Origin of the sequence: Paraburkholderia sp. UCT70 (assembly GCF_050434085.1) — a bacterium.
Lineage (GTDB): Bacteria > Pseudomonadota > Gammaproteobacteria > Burkholderiales > Burkholderiaceae > Paraburkholderia > Paraburkholderia tuberum.
In genome coordinates this window covers 405,980-426,167 of the sequence record NZ_JBNPVZ010000004.1, presented here as the reverse complement: position 1 = coordinate 426,167, position 20,188 = coordinate 405,980, and the positions used below count along the sequence as shown (strand labels likewise).

15 protein-coding genes and 2 pseudogenes are annotated in these 20,188 nt (G+C 61.2%); 8 read left to right on the top strand and 9 right to left on the bottom strand.

Features of this window, described 5'->3' with window-relative positions; all coding sequences use genetic code 11:
* Position 1: 1 nt before the first annotated feature.
* Genes glnP through OKW41_RS27565 form a run of 3 tightly spaced genes read left to right on the top strand, consistent with a single transcriptional unit; the run spans position 2 to position 2,447 of the window.
* Positions 2-658 (top strand): glutamine ABC transporter permease GlnP, encoded by a 657-nt coding sequence (gene glnP / locus OKW41_RS27575; RefSeq protein WP_133665171.1) that lies wholly within the window; start codon positions 2-4, stop codon positions 656-658.
* Positions 655-1,383 carry a glutamine ABC transporter ATP-binding protein GlnQ gene (gene glnQ / locus OKW41_RS27570; protein ID WP_429452274.1) on the top strand — a complete coding sequence of 243 codons (729 nt, stop codon included), beginning with the start codon at positions 655-657 and terminating at the stop codon, positions 1,381-1,383. Before glnP ends, glnQ begins: the two co-directional genes overlap by 4 nt.
* A 17-nt stretch (positions 1,384-1,400) precedes the next feature.
* Positions 1,401-2,447 carry a C45 family autoproteolytic acyltransferase/hydolase gene (locus tag OKW41_RS27565; protein WP_429574584.1) on the top strand — a complete coding sequence of 349 codons (1,047 nt, stop codon included), beginning with the start codon at positions 1,401-1,403 and terminating at the stop codon, positions 2,445-2,447.
* A gap of 802 nt (positions 2,448-3,249) precedes the next feature.
* On the opposite strand, the pseudogene OKW41_RS27560 reads toward OKW41_RS27565, so the two are convergent.
* Positions 3,250-4,169, bottom strand: a pseudogene (locus OKW41_RS27560) (LysR family transcriptional regulator).
* Positions 4,170-4,298: 129 nt separating this feature from the next.
* Here OKW41_RS27560 and OKW41_RS27555 point away from each other — a divergent pair.
* Both OKW41_RS27555 and OKW41_RS27550 read left to right on the top strand, forming a co-directional pair.
* The gene (locus OKW41_RS27555; RefSeq protein WP_429574583.1) at positions 4,299-5,231 is read left to right on the top strand and encodes a DMT family transporter; all 933 of its coding nucleotides are present in this window, start codon (positions 4,299-4,301) and stop codon (positions 5,229-5,231) included.
* 85 nt (positions 5,232-5,316) lie between these two features.
* Positions 5,317-5,515, top strand: a pseudogene (locus OKW41_RS27550) (phosphate acyltransferase); the annotation flags it as partial.
* Positions 5,516-6,322: 807 nt separating this feature from the next.
* On the opposite strand, the gene OKW41_RS27545 reads toward OKW41_RS27550, so the two are convergent.
* Entirely contained in the window at positions 6,323-6,838 is a 516-nt protein-coding gene (locus tag OKW41_RS27545) for a hypothetical protein (RefSeq protein WP_429574582.1), read from the bottom strand.
* 68 nt (positions 6,839-6,906) lie between these two features.
* Entirely contained in the window at positions 6,907-7,497 is a 591-nt protein-coding gene (locus tag OKW41_RS27540; protein ID WP_429574581.1) for a hypothetical protein, read from the bottom strand.
* 588 nt (positions 7,498-8,085) lie between these two features.
* On the opposite strand from OKW41_RS27540, the gene OKW41_RS27535 reads away from it, so the two are divergent.
* Positions 8,086-10,422: a filamentous hemagglutinin N-terminal domain-containing protein gene (locus OKW41_RS27535; RefSeq protein WP_429576488.1), complete on the top strand. Its 2,337-nt coding sequence runs from the start codon at positions 8,086-8,088 to the stop codon at positions 10,420-10,422.
* Positions 10,423-10,827: 405 nt separating this feature from the next.
* Here the strand turns inward: OKW41_RS27535 and OKW41_RS27530 are convergent, their stop codons facing one another.
* Both OKW41_RS27530 and OKW41_RS27525 read right to left on the bottom strand, forming a co-directional pair.
* Complete coding sequence (locus OKW41_RS27530) at positions 10,828-11,235, bottom strand: nuclear transport factor 2 family protein (protein WP_429574580.1); 408 nt, start codon at positions 11,233-11,235, stop codon at positions 10,828-10,830.
* 56 nt (positions 11,236-11,291) lie between these two features.
* Positions 11,292-12,071 (bottom strand): SDR family oxidoreductase, encoded by a 780-nt coding sequence (locus OKW41_RS27525; RefSeq protein ID WP_429574579.1) that lies wholly within the window; start codon positions 12,069-12,071, stop codon positions 11,292-11,294.
* Between the two features lie 23 nt (positions 12,072-12,094).
* Between OKW41_RS27525 and OKW41_RS27520 the strand changes: the two genes are divergently transcribed.
* Positions 12,095-13,165, top strand: coding sequence for a LysR substrate-binding domain-containing protein (locus OKW41_RS27520; protein WP_429574578.1), 1,071 nt, complete (start codon positions 12,095-12,097; stop codon positions 13,163-13,165).
* Positions 13,166-13,523: 358 nt separating this feature from the next.
* Positions 13,524-13,934, top strand: coding sequence for a VOC family protein (locus tag OKW41_RS27515; RefSeq protein ID WP_429448991.1), 411 nt, complete (start codon positions 13,524-13,526; stop codon positions 13,932-13,934).
* 334 nt (positions 13,935-14,268) lie between these two features.
* Here the strand turns inward: OKW41_RS27515 and OKW41_RS27510 are convergent, their stop codons facing one another.
* The 4 genes from OKW41_RS27510 to OKW41_RS27495 form a co-directional block, all read right to left on the bottom strand.
* Positions 14,269-16,683: a filamentous hemagglutinin N-terminal domain-containing protein gene (locus OKW41_RS27510; RefSeq protein ID WP_429574577.1), complete on the bottom strand. Its 2,415-nt coding sequence runs from the start codon at positions 16,681-16,683 to the stop codon at positions 14,269-14,271.
* 432 nt (positions 16,684-17,115) lie between these two features.
* Complete coding sequence (locus OKW41_RS27505) at positions 17,116-17,742, bottom strand: tyrosine-type recombinase/integrase (protein WP_429574576.1); 627 nt, start codon at positions 17,740-17,742, stop codon at positions 17,116-17,118.
* Positions 17,743-17,969: 227 nt separating this feature from the next.
* Positions 17,970-18,362 (bottom strand): hypothetical protein, encoded by a 393-nt coding sequence (locus OKW41_RS27500; protein ID WP_429448985.1) that lies wholly within the window; start codon positions 18,360-18,362, stop codon positions 17,970-17,972.
* Positions 18,363-18,678: 316 nt separating this feature from the next.
* Positions 18,679-19,791 carry an alpha/beta fold hydrolase gene (locus tag OKW41_RS27495; protein WP_429574575.1) on the bottom strand — a complete coding sequence of 371 codons (1,113 nt, stop codon included), beginning with the start codon at positions 19,789-19,791 and terminating at the stop codon, positions 18,679-18,681.
* Positions 19,792-20,188: the final 397 nt, after the last annotated feature.

The following is a 20,188-nucleotide window of genomic DNA, read 5'->3' as shown; positions in this document are numbered from 1 at the left end:
TGTGGAATTCGACTGGTCAGTTATCGGAGCGGCACTTCCAGACTTGCTGGACGGCGTGAAGCTCACAGTCTTTATTGCAGTTGTCGGGCTCGTCGGTGGTTTCATCGTCGGCATGATCGCCGGAATGTTCCGGGCGTATGGGCCTGTCGCACTGAACATTCTGGCTCAGGCCTACATTGAGCTGATCCGGGGTACGCCGATTGTCGTGCAGGTCATGTTTCTGTACTTCGCCCTGCCGCTGCTTGCGCATATCCGAATCGATGGCCTGACTGCCGCCATCATCGCGATAACGGTAAATTCGGGCGCCTATCTTGCCGAAGTGGTGCGCGGCGCGCTGTTGTCCATCTCCAAAGGCCTCACGGAAGCCGGTCTTGCGATGGGTCTGTCCATGCCACGTGTCCTCCTAAAGATTGTCGGGCCGCTGGCCTTTCGCCGGTTGATTCCGCCGCTCGGCAACCAGTGCATCGTTAGCCTGAAGGACACGTCCCTTTTTATCGTCATAGGTGTGGGCGAACTGACACGCAAGGGGCAAGAAATCATCGCGGGAAATTTCCGCGCCGTGGAGATCTGGACCGCGGTTGCCGTCATCTATCTGGTTCTGACTGGCGTGATGACGCTCACACTGCGTCTCGTTGAAAAGAGGATGAGCATCCTATGAACATGGTCGAATTCAAGGGGGTCTCGAAGAGCTTCGGCCACGTGCCCGTGCTCAAGGACATCAGCCTGCGCATCGAAAGTGGCGAAGTTGTGGTTGTCGTCGGTCCGTCCGGCTCGGGCAAGTCCACGATGCTTCGCTGTATCAACGTACTGGAAAAAATCTCGGGCGGAGACTTGCTGGTCGACGGGCAGAGCGTCAAGGGCAACGCCTCCGTGATCCGTAACATCCGGCTCGAGGCCGGCATGGTCTTCCAGCAGTTCAACCTGTTTCCCCAGATGACGGCGCTGGAGAATGTCATGTTCGGCCCTATCCAGGTGCGCGGAGCATCGCGAGCCGAGGCGCGCGACCAGGCAATGGCATTGCTGGACAAGGTGGGCCTCGAAGCGCGCGCCAATCATTACCCGTCCGAGTTGTCTGGGGGACAACAGCAGCGCGTCGCGATTGCCCGCGCCCTGGCCATCAGGCCCAAGTTGATGCTGTTCGACGAGCCAACCTCGGCGCTGGACCCGGAGCTGCGTCACGAAGTCCTCAAGGTCATGCAGGACCTCGCCACCGAGGGCATGACCATGATTGTCGTGACGCATGAAATCGGGTTCGCGAAGCGCGTCGGCACGCGCCTGCTGTTCATGGACCAGGGCGGCATCGCCGAGGACGGGCAACCGGCCGCGCTCATCCACACTCCACCGACACAGCGACTGAAAGACTTTTTGCAGCACGTGTCCTAAGCGAGGTTATGTCCGATATGAAGGTTCTCACTCCCGCCGTCATTTCCGGCTCTCCGTACGAAATCGGATACGCCCTCGGCTCACTGGCCCGGCCGGTGATGGGTGCGTACATGGGCCAAAGCGTCGCCTGGCAGGCGGTCAGCCGATGGCGCGGGCACGCGTTTGTGCGAGACCTGCGCCAGGCTGCCGAAAGTGCGTTCCCTGACCATGTCGCAGAAATCGAAGGGATGGCGGCAGGCATGGGATGGTCCGCCGAGGACGTGTTCCTGTGGAACTGCCGGGGAGAGTTGATTCACAACGCGCCGGACGGGTGCACGACACTGGCTGCCAGGTCGCAAAATGAGCGGCTCATCGCGCATAACGAGGATGGCGACCCGTATCTGCGCGACCAGTGCGAGCTCGTGGATATCCGTCCAACCGGCAAGCCCGGGTTCGTGAGCTTCTACTACCCGGGCTCCCTGCCCGGACATACCTTCGCAGTAAGCCGTGCCGGACTGGTACAGGCCATCAACAACCTGCGAATCAGGAAGCCCGCTGTTGGGGTGCCCCGCATGGTGCTCACCCGCGCGGTGCTCGACGTCGCTTCACTTGACGCCGCCATCAGGGTGCTCGATGGTGTGCCACGGGCCAGCGGCTTTCACCACACGCTGGGTTGCGTCGGGGACCCACGGCTGCTCAGCATCGAAGCCACTGTACAGCGCTGCTCCGTTACGGAGGTGACCCGCCTGTGCGGACACGCCAACCACCTTGTCCATGTCGGCTGTGACAACGAGGAGCAGATTATCACGGAGTCGTCCCGCGACCGGCAGACCCGACTCGGCGAGCTTCTTCCGAGTCTCTCGAACATCGGCGGGTTGAGTCTGCTGCAGGTACTCTCGGACAAGGCGTCGAAAGGTCTGCCAATTTATCGTGATGACCCTGCTGACCCGGACGACGAGAACACACTCGCGACTGCGCTGTTCGTCATTCAGGAAACCGGTGTGGAATTTGAAGTGCGCCAGCAAGGTGAACTTCGATTCAGGAGATTCGTGCCCCAGGAATCGCGCGCACGCACCGGGTCCTGACCGCTAAGACAAAGCATGACAACCGTATTTCATCGCGCCCCGCGCGCAAAGCTCCCAATCGCTGTCGCCGTGACCACGGCCGATGACCCGGCGTCAGAGTGTTTTTTGCGAACTGCGGCTGTACGCCTTACTGCTGCCGTTCATTTTGGTGATTTCAGCGATCAGCGAATGTCTGCACTTGGCCGGGAAGCGCCGGAGCCTGTCGTCGTGGATGAACTCACGCCCCAGGCTCCTGTCGTTTGTGTCAAACACTATTTGGTTTGGTATCGAAGTCTCTTGTCATGTGTCGGACTCTATTTGTCGTTCACAGCGGCACTTGGGACCCTTGCGGCCGAAGTCGGGGGAGCAGTCAAGAGTTAAATTAAAAAATTTACCCTCATTTTTCGGGGTTTTTTCCTTTCAAATCAACGGCGCCACTATACAACCTTTCATTAAAACAACGGGCGGATCAGGAAAAATCGTTTTAAATCAATGAAGCCACTATACAACTTTATTTTGTCTCAACAACCGACGGCTTCTATCACGGCTGATAGCAAAGGAGGCGCGCAGCCCTGCGCGCCTGATGCCGTCGGTGTGGCCAGTGCGAGCGTGACGGCACCCTGGAAGTTCGAATCGAGCCACGCTTTGGCACATCAATCCCTAACTGCAATCCCTGGCCAACACCCGGGACCCCGCACGACCTTGCGACCATATCAGGATCGGGCTATTTCGCGTTGGGATTCACCTGGGAGGCATGCTGCGGTCGTACGACTGCATTGCTGGGTGAAAACCGGTCATTCGTCGCTGCGATTGGTGACCCAGCCTACGTGTCGTGGAGCTGGCTCACCAGGTAATCGATGAGCGCACGTGCTCGAGACGGTAAAAAATCGATTCGACGGATAAAGCAGCCACACCGGTCCCATATATGTACGGGCCTCGAACTCCCAGTCGGTCAGCACCCGGACAATGCCGCCCCTGGAAATCGCCTGCGCAGCGGCAAAGTCGGGCAAGCTCGCAATGCCCAGGCCATGCAGCGCAGCATCCAATCGCGCGCCCGCATCATTGGCGATGTATCGCCCCTTCACTTCGACCGACTGTGTCTCAGAGTCGCGGCGGAAATGCCATCGATTGTCGTCGACCGTCTCCCCTAGATACATGCATGCATGCCGAGCAAGGTCGTGCGGCTCGGCCGGTGTCCCCCGTTCCGCGAGATAAGCAGGTGACGCGCATAGAACCCCATTTGACCGCTCCAAGTCGCCGGGCGGCAAGACCTGGCGGAGGCGAACGCGTGAGTCGGATCACCATATCGACATCGTCACGTAGCGGATCGACTTCGTGGTCGGCGAAGACCAGATGGACATCCACGTCGGGCCACATGCGCAGAAATTCGGGAACAAGCGGATGGATGACAGATCTCGCAAATGAAATCGGCGCACTGATGCTGACCTTGCCTCGCGGATCACCCGTCACTTGTCCAGCGACGTCGACGGCGCCCGACGCTGCACCGACCATATCCCGGCAATACCGGTAGATCTGCGCGCCTGAATCCGTCAAACGGATGCTACGGGTCGAGCGCTCAAGCAACCGCGTGCCAAGCGAATCCTCAAGGCGCTTGATCTGCCGACTGACAGTCGACGGTGTACTGCCCAGTTGCCGCGCGGCAATGGAGAAGTTGCCGGCGTCGACAACCCTCGCAAACGTCGCCATGTCGGGTAGCAACGCAAAGAGTTCATTGGCATTCATCGCGACCCTCGCACGCGCACCGGTCATTTGTGCATTTCAAACATAAAAGATGTTCCGCTGACCCGGATTATATTTGTCAATGCAATACCCGACAATTTGGGCCGTTCGAATGAAAACAGAAGGTCCGTCATGTCGAAGCAAAAGAGCGCGTTATGGATATCCGACCTGATGCTGCTTGCGGTCGCGATGGTGTGGGGCACAAGTTATGGGGTCGTGAAAGGCGCGCTCACGATCTATCCCGTGCTCGGTCTGCTGGCGTTGCGCTTCGGGCTGACGTTCCTCGTGTTGTCGCCAGCGTTGCGCTCGCTCCGACACGTCAAAGCGTCCGCCTTGCTGGGTGCGCTCGGCTCCAGTGCAATCCTGCTCAGCATCTTTTTGGCCGAGACTTTCGGGATAGCGCACACACGCGCGTCGAATGCGGCGTTCCTTATCAGTCTGTGTGTCGCGCTTACGCCGCTGGTCGAATGGGTGTTGCTACGACGAAAGCCGTCGAGTGGCGAATGGATCGCCGTGGGCCTGTCGCTGACGGGCGCCGCGTTCGTGAGCGCAGGCGTGATCATTCCGACCGCGGGCGACGCGCTGATTCTTCTTGCGGCGTTACTGCGTGCGCTGATGGTGTGCGTGACCAAGCGTGTGATGCGCGAATCGGCACTTGCTCCGCTGTCGGTGACCGCGGTCCAGGCAGGCGTCGTTGCATTGGGCAGCGTCCTGGCGGCGTTCGTGTTGCCGTCACAACATTGGGATGCGCTGCCGTCGCTCAGTGGGCACGGTGACTTATGGGCGAGCATCGCTTACCTCGTGCTCGCCTGTACGTTGTTCGCTTTCTTCGCACAGAACTTTGCCGTCAAGCGCAGCAACCCAACGCGCGTCGCTTTGCTGATGGGAAGCGAGCCCGCGTTCGGTGCGCTATTCGCATACGTATGGCTCGGTGAGCATCTTTCTGGCTGGGCATGGTTTGGCGGAGGTCTGATGGTACTTGCATCGGTGCTGGCGGCGGTTCCGTTTAAAAGGGACGCCAACGCGGCGCTTGAAATGCATCCCGCCGCTTCGGTTGACGGTTAGCCTATTATCAGGTCGCAAGCGGCTCCTGGCCGACTACAGCCTGTCCGCAAGTGGAGCAAGCGGCGGCCTGCGATTCTCATCATAAGACTGCGCGCTCGACGAAGAAGTCCGGCCCGATCTTCTGCCCATGTCGCCGTTGCAGGGATCGGCTAACGTGTTGGTTTGCGCGAACGTCGATTGAGTACAACCTGCGTAAAACCGAAGCGGATACCAATGTAGCCGTGCCGCCGTTCCTGCTCGAAGTCAATGCGCCGGTCGACATTCTGACTTCAAGCCTGACGATCTGCGCCGCTTGTCGTCGAGGGGAACCGCGGCAGCGCGTCGGCCGGCTGAGCACGCTGGGGACCGCGTGCAGCCAAGGCGGCCGCATCGGCCGTGCTGGTTCGCGGGCGCGCGCCGACGCGCATCGGAGGTCCGGCTCAATGGCCGATTTTTAGGGGCTCCGGATAGCGTCGCGTGAGTTCGTCGCTGCCTTGTGCCATCCACGACAACGACTGCCTCGGCAGATAGTATGACTGCGAGGCGGGCCAAACGCAGTCTGACTCTGACTCGCAAAAGCCGGACCTTGGCGCAGGCGTTAGCGCTTCGCATCCGTATCGTGCCGAACTTGCCGAGAGGTTGACGGCGGTACCTGAAAACGCATCGCCAGCATAGTAGAGGATGACATCGTCTCCATGACGCACGACGACTGAAGGCCGGCCAGCTGTCCCTTGTGACGAGACGGGAATCAACGGGGTGCCGCTACAGCTTGCCGTCGACCACTGGGCAACTTTGGCCGACGCCCACTCGAACTCGGAAGCAGATGCGCGGCCCGTGCTGTCCGGCTTGCGCTCCACCACTGCCAACACGGCCACTCCGCTTTCGTCGAGCATCACTCCGGCCTGACCGTCCAGATTGGTAAGGGGCCCGACCATCCTCCCATTCGCATCGAACACTCGCAGGGCCGGCATTGCCCGGTTGCCCCCGTCCGCGCCGCTGGGATGACCATCGTCGCCACCATAGGCGAGCGACGCTGCACAAACTGCAGCAGCCGAAATTAACACTCGGCGCACGGCTATTCTCCTTTGACTGGGCTCCAGCGCTCGACATCGCTAACGGACACTGAGCGGCTCGGGATAATGCTGTGTGAGGTCGTAACCGAACTCGGGCGTCCATGCAGGTTCGCCGGCCCCCGTTTGCGCATTCGAGTAAGTATCCGGCGCGATGAAGAGCGTGACATCGTCGCCCTGCCTGACTGCGATAGAAGGCCTGACAGGACAAAGCTCTGGATAGCAGCTCACGATGGGCGGATTGGAGCACGACGGATCAGGGCAAGTCTGCGACGCGAACCATTGGAACTGCGACGCTGATGCGGATACCGGATTGAAGCTGGCCACGCGCGTAATTCCGGCGAACACCACTGCGCCGTTCAACCAAAGCGTGACCCCGGTGTGGAATTCCGACGACACGAGCGGCCCGATCAGGCGCCCGCGTGCATCGTAGAGCTTCAGGACGTGCGTGTCGCTATGAGAGGAGCGGGCGGAGAGTGCGTCGTCTCCGCCGGCAAACACAGACGGCGCATTGAAAAGCAGAGCAACGAAGCAATAGATTCTCACTAACACGCGCATGATCCTTTCCTCCCGCCGAAGCGGCCGGTCACCTCATAATCGAAGGGCGTCGGCCAAAAATATACCCCTCAAAACCCCATCTTCAGAGGTTCGGGATAATGGCCCGTTAAATCAAAAGTGCTTTCGGCATTCCATCCGATGATCGGCTGCGTAGCCATCGGCTGACAAGTGGCATTGCCTGGAAAGGGGAAGAAGAAAGACGACATGTTCTGAGTTTGCGATTGGGTATTCGTTGCGATGTACAGTGAGACATTGCTCCCCACTCGCACCAGTCCCAGTGGCCGCGTAGGCGCTGCGTGGTTCCCGTCCTGAACATCGAGGACAGCGACGAACGCCTGGCCGGTGCAGTTTGAAGTCGCGTAGAAGACGCCCGAGTTGGCTGCCCACTGCAACTGCGTAGATGAAAATTGCTGGGTAGCCGTGGCCACGTCGACTTGAGATATACGCTGTACGGGGAGGAAAACGAGTGCGCCGTTGATTGGCAGCATGACACCGTCCTCGGCGCCATACGAGACGACGGGACCCACGGGATTGCCGTGCGCGTCGAACAGCTTGAGGGTTCTCTGCTCGTCACCTCTGTGACGCCACCCGGCGTCGTCGCCGGCGTAAGAGAAAGTGGCGACACACATGATCAACGCAAAGTAAAGGAGCCGACGCATTCGAGCCTCCCCGGCGTTATAGCGAAAGTCGAGTCACGCTAAAACCAAAGTCGCCGGGAAGCCGGGCTCATTGAGCCCGTGTTCGGTGATGGGGCAAGAATAGACTCGGTTACGCAAGATTTCAACCGACCCAATCCAGCCGTTGGATCCCGCACTAGCTTAACGGCAGATTTCGAGGGTTGAACCGCCATTCCTGCCGCCGCGGCGACCGACACACATCCCCGCTTGAAGCGGTACCAGCAAGCACCGGGCGCATGCCCAAATACCGGTTGGTCTTTTGAAACGCGCTGCTACCATTAGGCTGTGTTGTGCGGTATGGCGGCTTTCGCGCCTTGCCTGGTCGCAACAATCTGCGTTCCGCGACAACTTTCCACGAACCACGTTTCGGGAGGGATCATGTCGCGTCATTCATCCAGACTGGCGATCCAGTCGCCCCCAACCCCACGCAATGGGCTGTCCTTTACGCTGGCGTATGCCGGCGTGGCACTCATCGCGCCTCGGTCGCGGCCTTCCGCGTGGAAGCGTGTTCTGCGCCCGCTGCCGCTTGCGCTATGGGTGCCGCTCGCGCTCACCGCGTGGTGCGTGCCGATGGCCCACGCGGCCGGACCGCTGCCGCAGGGCGGCGCCTTCGTCCGGGGCCAGGGCGCGATGACGAGCGGCACCACTTCGCTAACGATCGACCAGTCCTCGTCCCGCGGCGTGATCGACTGGCACAGCTTCTCGATCGGCAACGGCAACACCGTCGCCTTCAACAACGGGTCGGGCGCAACACTGAACCGTGTCACGGGCGGCGATCCGTCATCGATTCTCGGCAAGCTCACCGCCACCGGCAGCCTCTACCTGATCAATCCGCAAGGCATCCTCGTGGGGCACTCGGGCGTCGTCAGCACGGGCGGACGTTTCGTCGCGTCCACCCTGGAGATCTGCAACGACGCCTTCATCAACGGCGGTGATGCACTGACGCTGTCGGGCAAGTCGGACGCGAGCGTGATCAACCTCGGCAGGATCAGCTCCAGCGGCGGCGATGTGTTCCTGATCGCGCGTCAGGCAGTCGTCAACGCGGGCACGGTAAAAGCGCCCAGCGGCACGGTGGAACTGGCGGCTGGCGAGACGGTGCTGTTGCAGGACTCGGCCAGCAGCAGGCAGGTGTTCGTGCAGGCAGGCAGTCACGGCACCGTCGTCAACGAGGGGCGCATCAAGGCCGCGCAGGTCAGTCTTCAGGCTGCCGATGGCAACGTCTATGCGCTCGCAGGCAGCGGCACCCGGATCCGCGCGACGGGCACGGCTACCCGCGATGGCCACGTCTGGCTGATCGCGGACAGCGGCCTCGTCAGGCAGCAAGGCAAGATCGCGGCAACGAATGCCGACGGCAGTGGCGGCACGGTCGATACGCAGGCGGCGCAGCTGGCGTTCGGCAGGCACGCAGCCGTTCACGCCGGGCAGTGGAATCTTTCAACGCCTGCTTTCACGATCGATGATGCTACGGCACGGACGTTGCAGCGCAGTCTGAGCGCGGGCACCTCGGTCGATGTCACGACCACGGGTGGCAACGGCGCAACGGGCGACCTGGGCATCGCTTCGAGCCTCCGCTGGCAGGGCCCGGCTTCGCTCACGCTTGCGGCATATCGCAATGTCTCAGTCACGAGCGGCACGACGATCGCGAACGACGGCGCGGGCAATCTGATCTTGCGCGCCGACGCTACGGGCGTCGATAACGGTGGCAGCGTCTCGAACCTTGGCACCGTCGACTGGTCCAAGAGCGCCGGCATCGTGAGCCTTCTCTACGACATGAACGGCCGCTACAGCCCCGGCACGCTGCTCGGCAACGCTTCGTGGACCGCCCCGGCCTACAGTGGGCTGGTCACGCAAATCACCGCCTACAAGCTCGTCAATTCGCTGACCGATCTGCAGAACATATCGCTCGACCTCGCCGGCAACTACGCGCTCGGCAAGGATATCGACGCCAGCGCGACGGTTATCAATCCCACCACCCCCTCCGGCCTCGCCTTCGTCTCGCTGGGCAGCGCAGCGACCCCGTTCACGGGACAGTTCGATGGCATGGGACATGTCATAGACAAGTTCAGTCAGAATGAGTTTTACCTGCCGTCGTTGGCCCGGTCGAGCGGCCTGTTCGGCGAGATCGGGACCGCTGGCGTGGTACGCAACGTCGGCATGACGAACAGCCTGCTCACGGCCTTCCAGAACGCTGACTTCAACGATCCCATTACCATCACCTACGGGATCCTGGCGGGCCGCAACCTGGGCCGGATCACCTACGCGTACACGACTGGCGGCCGCTCCGCCCCCCACTATGGCAACGTTCCGATCGGCGGCCTGGTGGGCATGAACGACGGTCTGATCGAGCGCTCGTGGAGCAGCGCTTCCGTGGGCGACGCGGGCGAGGCAGGCGGGCTCGTCGGTATCAACGTTGGACGGATCGTTCAGTCGTTCGCAACCGGCATTGTCAGCACCGACATACACGGCGTGCCGGGCGGCCTCGTCGGCGTGAACAGCGGTACGGTGTCGCAATCCTATGCAACGGGCGAGGTGCCTGGCGACCTCAGCGCGGGCGGCCTCGTGCATAGCAACTCCGGCGTGATCGAGCAGTCGTTCGCGACGGGGCTGGTTCGAGGCTATTGCTGCATCCCGCCGGGCACTCCCAGCAGTTTCGGCGGCGTCGCAGCCTATAACCAGCCGGCCGCCAACGGCACGATCGCAACGAACGTCTACTGGGACAAACAGACGACGAACCAGCCCGTCAGCGCCGGGACCGGCGACCAACTGCCCGCGTCGAACGGCCTCACCACTGCTCAGATGAGCAACCCGGCCAGCTTCGACGCATCGTGGGACTTCAGCCCGACCGGCGTGTGGGTCATGCCGGCCGGCGCGACCCATCCGATCCTGCGCTGGCAACTGGCCCAGTAGGCGCTGCTGAGAACCCGCGGCCTGCACGAGCAGGGCTCCGCCGCGTCACGCCGCGGCATCTCAACGGCAGCTTTTTGGGGGAGGAGCCGACGTTCGAATGTCTGCCTGAACACGCGCGCGCGTCCGATGATGGCCGAACCCGGTCCGATAGCTGAATTGAGAACCGCTTGCCGGCCCGCAGCGGATGATCGTCGCAAGTCGACCCGTTTCTGTCCTTCACGCCGTCAACACTTGAAGGGCCGCTTGCGAAGTAAAAACAGGCATCAATAAGTCCAGTGCAGTCGCTGAGCCGTGACCTCACGTATCGGCGCTCGCGCACGCGCATGTTTCTTGATGCGATGGAGCGCGGGGTGAATTCCTACCGCTGATTGCACTGCACGATAGACGATCAGTCGGCACGGCGAGTCAATGCCGAGCCGCCATCGACGTGGCGAAGCTGTCTTCGAGCATCAGGAAGCTGGCGATCTTTCCATCCGCGAAAGTCAGGATGATTGCGAACGCGCTATCGATCAGCTTTCCGGTGGCGTTGATCCGGGTTTGGAGATGGCCGAGGATGACGGCCCGCTCGTCGCTTGCCAGAACATCCTTTATATCAAGGCGCACGCGCTCAATCGTGGTTTGGGTGTCCCTGACGAAGTTGGACATGGCCTCGCGCCCGGTTTTGTGCCCAACCCATGGCAACACACCTGAGTCGCCCGGAATGTTCCAATCGAGATCCGGTGTGCATAACGCGGCAATCTCGACACCGCTCGCGCCGGATCCGATCTTTTCGAGGAACTGCTGCGCGAGGCGAATGTTTTCTTGCCTATTCATCGTGTTTTTCCGGTTTGTGCTGCTCTGCGGGAGGTTGGAAGCGAGGTGCTGAAGCGTCAGACCTGCGCGCGTCCACCGTCGACGAACAGCTCGATGCCGGTGATGTAGCTGGCATCGTCCGAAGCGAGGAAGGACACCGCTTTGGCGATCTCGTCGGCGGTACCCACTCGCCCAAGCGGGGTCGTTTCGGCGACTTCCTTGCTGTACGCGTCGATCTGCTCGTCAGTCAGTCTGAGTTCGGACTTGTAGGCAGGCGTAACCACGACGCCGGGCGCAACCACGTTCACGCGAATGTCACGGCCTTTGAGGTCGGATGCCCAGGTGCGCGCGAACGAACGCAACGCTGCCTTGGTTGCGGCATAGACACCGAACGCGGGGGTGCCCTGGATTGCCGCGATCGATCCGGTTATCACGATTGCGCTGCCTGGCGGCATCAATGGCAGTGCGGCTTGCACGGTGAACAACGTGCCTTTCATGTTGATGCCGACGTATTTTTCGAATTGCGCTTCGGTAATGTTGCCGAGCGGCGCAAACTCGCCGCCGCCCGCGTTCGCGAAAAGAATATCAATCTTCTGGTGCGCCGCCGACACGGTATCGATAACGCTTTGAAGGTCGGCCGTCGAAGAGATATCGCCACGGATCGCACGGGCGCCGTGCCCGATCTCGACCACCGCTGCGTCCAGTTCCGGCTGGCGTCGTCCGGTGATGAACACCGTTGCGCCTTCGCGAGCAAGGCGTTTTGCGGCGGCAAAGCCGATCCCGGTGCTGCCGCCGGTGATAAGCGCAACCTTGCCGGCGTGTTTGGTGACGTGAATGTTGGCGTGGAGAGTAGTCATCTGGGGCTCCTTGTCGAGCGGGGTTGATCGATGACTCAAGCGTATATAGATTTCAAACAGAGATAAATGCGGTATCTGTGGTTTCTTTATCCATAATTGTGGATAATAGAAACGGTATCGAGCGCAACCGAGACGCCAGGCAGGACCGTTTCCAAACGCTATGCACCGCGGTGAATAATTTGCGAGGTGAATCAATGGATCATCTGCAGGCCATCCGCATCTTTGCCCGGGTTGTCGAGACAGGCGGCTTCGGACGAGCCGCGCTTTCCTTGAACATGCCGAATGCCACGGTGAGCAAGTGGATCAAATCGCTCGAAGAACATCTCGGCGTGAAGCTGCTGGAACGCAGCACGAGGAGCGTCAGCGTAACGACCGATGGGGCTGCCTACTATGAACGTACGCGTCACCTGCTCAGCGAACTCGATGACATCGAAGCTACGCTTGGCCGGGATCAGGCAAGCCCGCGCGGCGCTTTGAGGGTCGACGCTGGCGGATCGACCGCCAGCGGCATCATCATCCCCGCATTGCCGGCCTTTTGCGCGCGATATCCTGAAATACAGATGCAACTGAGCGTCACCGACCGCACTGCCGATCTCATTGCTGAGAACATCGACTGCGCGATTCGAAGCACGGCCAATGATCCCGCTCTGGTGACGCATTCGATCGGCACGCTCTCATGGACCACATGCGCGAGTCCCGCGTACCTGGCAAAGCACGGCACGCCGAAACATCCGCGCGAGATCGTTGATAGGAACATGCCAGTGGTTGGATACTTTTCCGCGAGTACCGGGCTTACGCAGCCGCTTCAATTCTGTCGGGGTGCGGAGACTGTTACGCTGGATCGTCCACGCAACGACGTGCTCGTTAGCGAAAGCAACGCGCATCTCGCGACTGCGCTTAGCGGTCTCGGGATAGTTCACACACTGGACTTCATGGTGCGCCCTTTTATCAAGCAGAAAAAGCTTGTGCCTGTTCTCGCGGAATGGCGGCCCGCGCCCATCGACGTCTACATCGCTTATCCGCCGAGCCGCCGGTACAGCACCAAGGTCAGGGTGTTTGTCGACTGGGTAACCACGCTGTTCGCGTCGGTCTGAGTGACGGCGGTCGGTGACGACCACAACCGCAAAGTCATCGAACTCGGCCGCCTCATTACGGTGACGGGCTGCGCTGATCAGCATGGGCTTCTGCCGTTCTGACCCGGACCGCTAAAGAAGCCCACGCGATGGGCTTTGGACATCTTTCTACCGGGACCCGCGATATACAACTCCCAAAGAGTGATTGGCCGTTGTCTCAGGAGAAGCGGCCGGTTGAATGTCCGGTTGAGCGAACGGGTGAACGACTGAAAGTGGCCGAACCGAGCCGGATGCCGATTCGGCCGAGTTCGCCCCCCTTTGCGGACATCCGGCGCTCGGAGGACAATGCCCTTGCGAATCTCTTCCGAGGCTGCCCAACATGGCTAAATTTCAGCCCGATGGATGGCATACCGTCACGCCCCGAATCGTCGTACGGGATCCGGAAAACCTGATCACATTCATCAAGATGGTGTTTCAGGCACAGGGCGAATTCCGTCACGGGCGGCCTGCCGAAATCATGATCGGCGATTCCGTCGTGATGGTTAGCGGCGGAGACGGCCTTCGCGATCCGATGCCGGCATTTCTGTATGTCTACGTCGAGGACGCCGATTCGACCTACCAGCGAGCGATTGCGGCAAATGCGATCTCACTCGAAGTTCCGACCGACATGCCATACGGCGACAGGCGAGCGATGGTAAGAGATCCGTGGGGAAACACATGGCAGATTGCCACACATCAGCGCGACCTCTCTGCTGCCGAGATCCGTTCAAGGTTGGCCAACGACAGATAGGCCGATATTTGTGGAGCATGGAGCGATTTGGGCGCCTCGTCTTCCGTCCGCAGTTGGCCGAACCCGGTCCGATAGCTGAATTGAGAACCGCTTGCCGGCCCGCAGCGGAGGATCGTCGCAAGTCGACCCGACCCGTTGCCGACGGTCGGGTCGTCGCCGTTCCAACGGCAGGCATCAGAGTGGAACGGCCATACCGCGCCTTCACCTATGAACTCGTCTTCGGCCTTAACCGACAGTCGCCGGTCGGCAGTCGTGGGGCGGCGGCTGGTTGACCCGCTACCGCCACAATGAAACAGAATGACTGTTCGCTGATGGTTGTGGATATCAGTCGGTCTCATTGCGCCAGTTGCCACTGCAATATCGGATGCGTCGCTCCAACGGGCATCGCCCAAACGCCGCCTGGGCCAAAGTCGTATGTCGGACCGAAACTGGACGGCGTGCTCATCTGCATAGTAGTCAAGCCTTTAGCGTCCCCTAGTGTCGCGCCTAGGAGCGTGGTGCGGACGCCAACTGTCGCGCCTGTCGTTTGCGTATCCCAGTAGACATCGCCGGTGATGGTCCCCGGGGAAGACGCGATGTAATTTGCGTTGTAATCCGCGATGCCGCCCGGCCCCCCCGCAGGTCCGGATGGCTGGTCAATCTTGCCGGTTGCGAACGACTGACTGATCGTGCCTGAAGTCCCGCCAACTAACCCACCCCCGCACGCATTGACGGTGTCACATTGCGGCTGCACATGAACTGTTCCAGTCGCATAAGACTCTGTGATAACGCCAAAATTGTAGCCGACCAGACCGCCCGCTCCCTGGTAATGGGTCGAGGTGACATCGCCCGATGCGAACGATTCTCGGACTACTCCGAAACTGTTAGTCCCGACCAGGCCTCCCGCGGCGTAATAGGATGAAACGTCGGCGGTGCTCGACGAACGCGTGATCGTGCCGCCGTTCAAGCCCACAAGTCCGCCAGTTGAAACAGGACCGATGCCAGTTGAAAGAGGACCGATTGAAGTAACACTGCCGCTTGAGTGCACGGATGCGATCGTACCGTAGTTCGTGTCTGCGAGAAGGCCCGCCCAGGTGGCAGACTCGGGGAAGTTGGCGGCACTGCCCTCAATGTTGAGGTTCCGAACGACGCCCGAGTACCCGATGTCCCCGAGAAGCGATCCAGATAACCAAAGATGCGAAATCGTGTGTCCCATGCCATCGAACTGGCCCGAGAACGAAGCCACGGCCGGACTGGATTCACCGGGCGGGGGCGTGGCGTCGATGTCCCTGCCGAGCGCGTAGTTGCCTGAAGGGTTGAGTCCAACTGCGCCCAGATCGGAGACGGTATTCACCAGCGCATAGACGGTAACTTGCGTCACCAGACCACTGTCTGGAGGGGCAGACCAGGTGCTGTTTGAGAGAATGTTTCCGGGTAAGTATCCACCGGTTATGTCATGCAATGCCCTCACGATGCCCGTGCTGCGCGACCAGTCGATCGTGCCGTTGTTGATGACGCTGTCGCCATTGTCGATGCCGGCTGCGTCGGCGCGCAAGGTCAGGTTGCCCGCACCGGAGTTGGCGATGGTCGTGCCCGTCGCCACCGACACGTCGTGGTACGCGGCGAGTGTGAGCGAAGCCGGACCGCTCCAGCTCAAACTCGAAGCGACGCCAAGATCGCCCGTTGCGCCGTTCGCGCCTGTGGTCGTGACATCGATCGACGTGCCCGCGTTCAGGCTGCGCTGCAACGCATGCGCGACGGAGTCGTCGATCGTGAAGTCGGGCGTCGACAGATTCCATTGGCCCGCGTGAACGGCTGCATGCTTGCCAAAGGCCAGTTGTGCCGCTTGCGTGTCGACCGTTCCGCCGCTGCCATCCGCGTTGCTTGCGGAGATCTTGCCGAGTTGACTCACACGGCCGCCATCGGCGACGAGCCACACGTGGCCATCACGATCCGCGGTACCCGTCGCGCGGATGCGCGTGCCGCCGCCAGCGAGCGCGTAGACATTGCCGTCGGCGGCTTGCAGGCTGACCTGCGCGGCCTTTATGTGCCCTCTGTTGACCACGGTGCCCTGGCCGCCCGTCTGCACGAATACCTGTCTGCTGCTGCCCGAGTCCTGTAACAACACCTGTTCGCCTGCAGCCAGTTCGGCCGTACCGTTGGGCGCTGTGATAGTGCCCGCGTTGATGACGGCACGCCGCGCGATCAGGAACACATCACCGCCGCTCGAACTGACCTTGCCAAGGTTGATCACGCTTGCGTCCCGGTCGCCCGACAGCGTGAGGGAACCACCGCCCTGCATGAACGCGTCGTTGCAGACATCGAGCGTTGACGCGACGAAACGGCCACCGGTGCTGATCACGCCCGATGGCCCCACGACGATGCCTTGCGGATTGATCACATACAGGCTGCCCGTTGCACTGAGCCTGCCGAAGATGGCGGACGGCGAGCCGCCCGTCACGCGGTTCAGCGTCGCGCCCGAGCCGTTGTCGAACGTCACGCTGTTGTTCCTGCCGATCGAAAAACTGTTCCACTCGATCACGCCGCGCGTCGAACCCGGTTGCGTGACCACGAGGCCGTTGCCCTGGCTTGCTATCGCGCCCGTGCCGGCCACGTAAGTGCCGCCCTGTGGAAGTTTGCCCGCCGCGAGCGTCGCATGGGCAAAGGACAGTCCGGTGAGCGCGCTGCCGATGACGAGCCACAGGCGTCCGGCTGACTGCCGACGACGCAGTGCGCGTCGCGCGGGCCGAGGTGGTTCTGGACGTGACATACACCCCCCCTTTCCGCGTGGGGCGCGGAATGGCTGACGACGACCCGCAGAGCCGGCCTGAAACGCGTTAGTCGCAGCGTCTGAAGAATAGCCGCTGACGTCGCCGACGCATGCCGATATCTCTGCGTTTTGCGCCTTCTTCGCCTTTTATTCTGTGCGCTTGTGGACGCCTGGCGTGTACCGGCATCTCCGGATGTTTTTACGAAATCAACGCGAAACTGCGCCACGACGCGACTGGGTTCTGCCAGTCGCCTGTGACACGTGCTGTGGACAGCCTATGGCGATGGACGATACCGGCGCTCGTGTCCCAAAGGCCAAGGACCGTTTGCAATGCGGAGCCGACGTCTGAACGTCCGTCCAACGGGAGGGGCGAATGACGCTTGATGGCCGCACAGCGACCGATAGTCGATCGCCATCCGGCGGTGCCTGCGCTTAAACCTCAGTCTGCTCCGCCATCTCCAGTGCATCGTCGACCTCGATGCCAAGATAACGTACGGTGCTCTCGAGCTTGGTATGCCCAAGGAGCAGTTGAACAGCGCGGAGGTTTTTCGTGCGGCGATAAATCAGCGACGCCTTCGTCCGACGCATCGTGTGCGTGCCGTACGCCGTGTCGTCCAGTCCGATCGACGCGACCCAGCAATGCACCAGGCGCGAACACTGGCGCGTCGAGAGGTGCGGCGATTCACGCAGCCGGCTTGGGAAGAGGAAGTCTGGCGCCGCCAGCCCCGCCGCCTCGATCCATGTCTCGACGCTATCCCGCGTCTGTTCGGTAATCTCGAACTGAACCGGTCGTTGCGTTTTCTGCTGCATGATCGTCGCCCGACTGGTGACGTGCTCGCCGTTGCATACGTCGCGGACCCGCAGCTTCGTCAGGTCGCATGCACGTAGTTTGCTGTCGATAGCCAGATTGAACATGGCGAGGTCGCGGACGCGCGCCGAAAGCTGCAGGCGGATGCGAATGGCCCAGATTTCTTTGAGCTTCAGCGGGGGTTTCTGCCCAGTCAACCGGCCTTTGTTCCACGGCACTCTGGCAGCGGTTCCTTTCTCAGGCGTTTCCATGACGATCTCCTTTCAATTGAAGAGAGATCCAGTCTGTGCCCGCAGTCAGTGGGCGCTGTCCGACCCATCGGTGCCGTTGAGGTTTCATCAAGCAAAGGGCAGGTGCTTGAGGTAGACCGGTCATTCGATCAAGTGCAGTCGCCGGCCGGACATTGGCCCCTTCTCATTTCGTAACAAAAGGACCTTCGCGGCGGTGAAGATAGACCAGGACCGGTCGAGCAGATCGGTTAATTGAAGATGCCGGTCTTTCGCGATACATCCGACTCGCTCATCGAAAAGCGCTTCACGATGTTATCGGTGTTGAACAGCACCACCAACTCCTTCTTCGTGCCGCTAGCGCTCGATCCGAACAGGTTGACAACCGGAATGTAATTGACCGCGTCGCCATGCAGCTTGGTCAACTCGTAATGCCAGATTTCCAGGCCGCCGTCCGTGAACTCGGTCTTCATCGGCGAGCCGAACATGCTGCGGACCTCGTTCTTCGTCGTTTTGCCTTCGACGATTTTGGTCGAAACGGTGGACTCCGTTTCCGAACGCAATGAATCATTACCCACGCCGGCACATCCGGTCAGCAGGATGGCGCCAGCGGCGATTGCAGTTGCCACCACGAATTTCTTCATGTTCCCTCGTAGAAGTGGGTTATTTTTTGGGCACGGTGAATGTGAATCGCTGTTAGCGAGCGATTCACCTTACTATCGGTTACAGGGAGGAAATCTTTAGAGCGACCCGGAAATTCGACAGCTTCGCAGGCGGTTCGCAGTTGATGAACGGACGTTCATAAATCGATGGTGAGAGGCCGTTCCTGGCCGAATGCCGCCTGTCCGCAGGCGGCCCTCTCCGGTACGCCGCGATGGACCGCAAAATAGCCCCAGGCAGCTTCGCTTAACGGAGCGCGACGCAGGAGGATGACTGCAGGACAGAAACCCACGTAATCGATCAACGGTTTTCCGGCGCCGCTGTCAGCCCCTCCAACAGCGCCTTATGAAACGCATGCGGGTCCTGCATCTGCGGCGCGTGACCGAGCCCCGCGAACTCGACCAGCGTCGCACGGGGAATCGCCTTCGCGGCCGCGCGGCCCAATTCGTGGTAATGGCCGAGCTTCGCGCGCACCTCGGGCGGCGCTGCATCCTTGCCGACCGCCGTCGTGTCCTTCTGGCCAATCAGCAGCAGCGTCGGCATGCTGAGCTGGCCCAGCTCATAAAAAACAGGTTGCGTGTAAATCATGTCGTAGAGCAATGCGGAATTCCACGCGACGATCTGCTTGCCCGGCCCACGATACATGCCCGCGAGCATCTGCACCCACGGTTCGTAGTCCGCGCGCCATTGCCCCGCGTAATAGGTCGCCTGCTCGTAGCGGCGGATGCCGTCGGCGGTGGTCTTCAGCTCCCGCTGATACCACTGGTCGACCGACAGCGACGGCACGCCCTTCGCCTTCCAGTCCTCGAGTCCGATGGGGTTCACGAGCACCAGTTGCTGCGTTTCGCGCGGATACATCAGCGCATAGCGGACGGCGAGCATGCCGCCCGTCGAATGACCGACCACCGTCACCTCGCTGACGCCGAGCGAATCGAGCAGCGCATGCGTATTGCGCGCGAGTTGCTGGAAGCTGTACTGGTAATGCTCGGGCTTGCTCGATTTGCAAAAGCCGATCTGGTCCGGTGCGATCACGCGATAGCCGGCATCGCTCAGCCGGCGAATCGTCGCGTCCCACGTCGCCGAACAGAAATTCTTGCCGTGCAGCAACACCACGGTGCGGCCGTTCGCATGCGCGGGCTTCACGTCCATGTAGGCCATCTGCAAAGGCACGCCCTGTGACGTGAATTCGAAGCGTTCGACCGGCGCCGGGTAGCTGAAGCCCTGCAGCTCCGGACCGTAGGCCGGGCCGGAATCGTCGAGGGAAGACGCGGCCGCGGCGCTCGCGACGGCCGGGCTCGCCTCGCCGACCGGCACGCCCGCCGGCGTGGCGGCCTCCGCGACAGACGCCGCGCACAACATGGCGCAGGCGCAGACACTCGACAGGGCAAGCAGGAATGGGCGGCGAAGGTTCATCGGGATGCTCTGCAAAAAACGCAATAGGGATGCACGAGGCGGGGAGCGCACGATTCTACGATGCGCCGCCGAACTCCGCCGCCAGTCGCGCACTGCGGGCACGGCACGCGGCCGCGGAGACGTGGCATGCATATTGCAACTTCTGGGCTCAAGCATCGTCCGACACAACCTCGTGGCCAATGTGTTGCGCCGCACCGAACAGCGCGCCGTAACGGGCGATCGTTTGAGGATGGTCCGCCACGCGGCCCCCGCAATAAACATAATTCGCTCGCGTCCAATCGGTGCTAGAACTGACTGATGGACCCGCGAAAACAGGCAGCGAAGAACGGCAATGCGGCACGACTGCCAGGCAGCCCGAATCATCAGCGGAGAGGAAGCGACCAGATCATTCCCGGGG

Coding starts and splice junctions, on each gene's coding strand:
- OKW41_RS27505 (WP_429574576.1), bottom strand. CDS start 17,742: ATGGAAACGCCTGAGAAAGGAACCGCTGCCAGAGTGCCGTGGAACAAA.
- glnQ (WP_429452274.1), top strand. CDS start 655: ATGAACATGGTCGAATTCAAGGGGGTCTCGAAGAGCTTCGGCCACGTG.
- OKW41_RS27540 (WP_429574581.1), bottom strand. CDS start 7,497: ATGCGTCGGCTCCTTTACTTTGCGTTGATCATGTGTGTCGCCACTTTC.
- OKW41_RS27495 (WP_429574575.1), bottom strand. CDS start 19,791: ATGAACCTTCGCCGCCCATTCCTGCTTGCCCTGTCGAGTGTCTGCGCC.
- OKW41_RS27565 (WP_429574584.1), top strand. CDS start 1,401: ATGAAGGTTCTCACTCCCGCCGTCATTTCCGGCTCTCCGTACGAAATC.
- OKW41_RS27530 (WP_429574580.1), bottom strand. CDS start 11,235: ATGAATAGGCAAGAAAACATTCGCCTCGCGCAGCAGTTCCTCGAAAAG.
- OKW41_RS27525 (WP_429574579.1), bottom strand. CDS start 12,071: ATGACTACTCTCCACGCCAACATTCACGTCACCAAACACGCCGGCAAG.
- OKW41_RS27515 (WP_429448991.1), top strand. CDS start 13,524: ATGGCTAAATTTCAGCCCGATGGATGGCATACCGTCACGCCCCGAATC.
- OKW41_RS27555 (WP_429574583.1), top strand. CDS start 4,299: ATGTCGAAGCAAAAGAGCGCGTTATGGATATCCGACCTGATGCTGCTT.
- OKW41_RS27545 (WP_429574582.1), bottom strand. CDS start 6,838: ATGCGCGTGTTAGTGAGAATCTATTGCTTCGTTGCTCTGCTTTTCAAT.
- OKW41_RS27535 (WP_429576488.1), top strand. CDS start 8,086: ATGGCCCACGCGGCCGGACCGCTGCCGCAGGGCGGCGCCTTCGTCCGG.
- OKW41_RS27510 (WP_429574577.1), bottom strand. CDS start 16,683: ATGTCACGTCCAGAACCACCTCGGCCCGCGCGACGCGCACTGCGTCGT.
- OKW41_RS27500 (WP_429448985.1), bottom strand. CDS start 18,362: ATGAAGAAATTCGTGGTGGCAACTGCAATCGCCGCTGGCGCCATCCTG.